Annotated in this window: 1 protein-coding gene; it reads left to right on the top strand. The window is 73.2% G+C overall.

Annotation, left to right across the window (positions count from 1 at the left end):
* Nucleotides 1-2,451: bacterial transcriptional activator domain-containing protein (locus HLK59_RS49475; protein ID WP_171148248.1), on the top strand; the 2,451-nt coding region annotated here is incomplete at both ends.

The following is a 2,451-nucleotide window of genomic DNA, read 5'->3' as shown; positions in this document are numbered from 1 at the left end:
GCCCACCACCCACCGGGCTCGCACTCCGCCCCGGCGCCAGGCTCGCCGCCCCCCGCATCCTCACCATCAGCTCGCAACCGCTGGGCCTGAGCCAGGTCATCGAAGACCGCGACGGCGCCGCGCACCCTGAGGACACCCACCCGTCGCCGTCGGCCTCCCCCACGCCAGGCAACGGCTCGGGCGCGCAGGGCAAGAACAGCCACCCCTCGGATGCCGCGACACCTTCCGCGACAGACCGGCCCAGCGCCAGCGGCAGTGCCTCCGGCCCGCCAGGCACACCGTCGGCCGAGACACCCGGTGCTGCCTCCTCCCCCGCGTCCGGCGCAGCCACGGCCCCGGCCTCGGCCGGCGGCCTGGTGAACCTGCGCACTCTGCTCGGCGCGAGCGCGCTCCTGGCCGCCGCCCTCACCGCTGTCCTGGCCTGGCGCACCAGGCACAGGCGCAAGCGCGGGGAAGACAACGCCACAGGGATACGGACTGCTGCAGCCGGGGCCCGGTCGGCCGAGGGCGGGCAGCCGGACGCCGCCGCCCGCCTGGACACCGCCCTGAAGACACTGGCCCACCCCAGCACACTGCCGCACCTGCCGAGCGTTGTGCCGCTGATACGCGCCGCCCGGATCGGCGACCGCACGGTACGGGTGCTGCCCGACGACCTCACACGCGAGCCCCGGGAACCGTTCGTGGCCGGCCGGGACGGCTGGTGGGCCCTGCCTGCCGACGCCGCCCTGCTGGATCCGGACACCGCCCGCACCGTTGCGGCGCCCTGCCCCGCGCTGGCCACCCTCGGCACCGCCGACGACGGCGACCTGATCCTGCTCAACCTCGCGACGCTGCCGGCACTGCTGCTGGACGGAGATCCGGTCCACGTCGGCGAGGTGTGCGCCTCACTCACGCTGGAACTCGCGATGAGCCCCTGGGCGCACGAAATCGACATCGTCACCGTGGGATTCGGTGACGACCTGCCCGACCTCCTGCCCGCCACGCGCATCACCCACCTGCCCAGCCCCGCCCACGCCCTACGCCATCTGAGCCAACGGCTCCTGGAAGCCCACCAGTTACCGCACACGCCTCACCCACCCTGCGTGCTGCTCTGTGCTCCGGTACTGGACACGGACACCGCCACAGAGTTCGCCGAACTCCTCGCCACAGCACAGCCCGGACCCCTGCCCCTCACCCTGATCGCACCCGCGGACACGGCCGGCCCGCACCTACCGCACGCACAAACCCTCGACGCCGCACCCGGCCGCCCCCAGCGCCTCGACCACCTCGGCGCCGGCGTCGAGTTCACCGTCCAACGACTCGGCCGCACCGCCTACCAGCAGATCACCACCGCGCTGCAAGACCCCGCACCCGGCACACCACCCGCCGCCGACGACATGCCGAAGGACGACGGCCCGGACGGGCAGAGCCCGGAACAAGAACAGGAGCATCAGCCGCACCAGCCCGGCGGTGCCGCATCCACCCCGGCCACCCAGCCTTCCTCAGCGCCGGACACCGATGTGCGCAGCGAGGTCTTTCCCGCCCTGCTCGCCGACCGCCGCTCCGCCGACCCCACGCCCGGGCGCCTGCCCGCCACCGCCGTTCAGGCGTCCACCGCGGACAGCCCCGCACGGACAGTCCCGGCTTCAGCGCAGCCGCCGCAGCCCCGCGACCGGGGCACCGGCCATCAGCAGGCGGGCCCGCCCGGCACACCACCCGGGCCCGACGACGGTCAGGAAGCAGACAACCAGGCACCGCAGATCCGGGTCCTGGGACCCATCGAGGTCGACGGCATCGACACCAGCGGCCACGGACCGCGCACGACGCAGCTGGCCGCACTGCTCTATTTCAGGCCGGGGCGCACCGCCGATGCCCTCTGCGCCGACATGGACCCCGCCCACCCGTGGTCCACCGCCACCCTCAACGCCCGCCTCCAGGGACTGCTCAGCCGCCTGGGCAACGACCCGGCGGGCAACCCCTACGTCCCCCGCCGCAACACCGGCGACGCCCCCTACCAGCTCTCCCCCCACGTCCGCTGCGCCTGGACGCAATTCGTCCACCTCACCCAACGTGCCCTGCCCCTGGGCCCCGCCGGACTGCCCGACCTGGAAGAAGCTCTCGCCCTGGTACGGGGCCAGCCCTTCGGCGGACGGCCGATGCCCTGGGCCGAGCCCCACCAGCACGAAATGACCACCCGCAGCATCGACATCGCCCACACGGTGGCCACCCACCGCATGAGCGAGGGCCCCGACCACGACCGCAGCGCCGCCCGCCAAGCCGTAGCCTGCGCCATCGACGTCGACGACAGCGCAGAAATCAGCTACCGCAACTGGGCATTGATCGAACACGCCGCCGGCAACCGGCAAGGCGTCCACACCGCGATCACCCGCATCCAGCAGATCAACCGCACCCTCAACTGCCCCCTCGAACCCGAAACCGAACACCTCATCAACACCCTGCTCCACACCACCC

The sequence above is a fragment of the Streptomyces sp. S3(2020) genome (assembly GCF_013044505.1).
Taxonomy (GTDB): Bacteria; Actinomycetota; Actinomycetes; order Streptomycetales; family Streptomycetaceae; genus Streptomyces.
The sequence above is the reverse complement of the archived record's forward strand: the minus strand, read 5'-3'. Positions and strand labels throughout refer to the sequence as shown.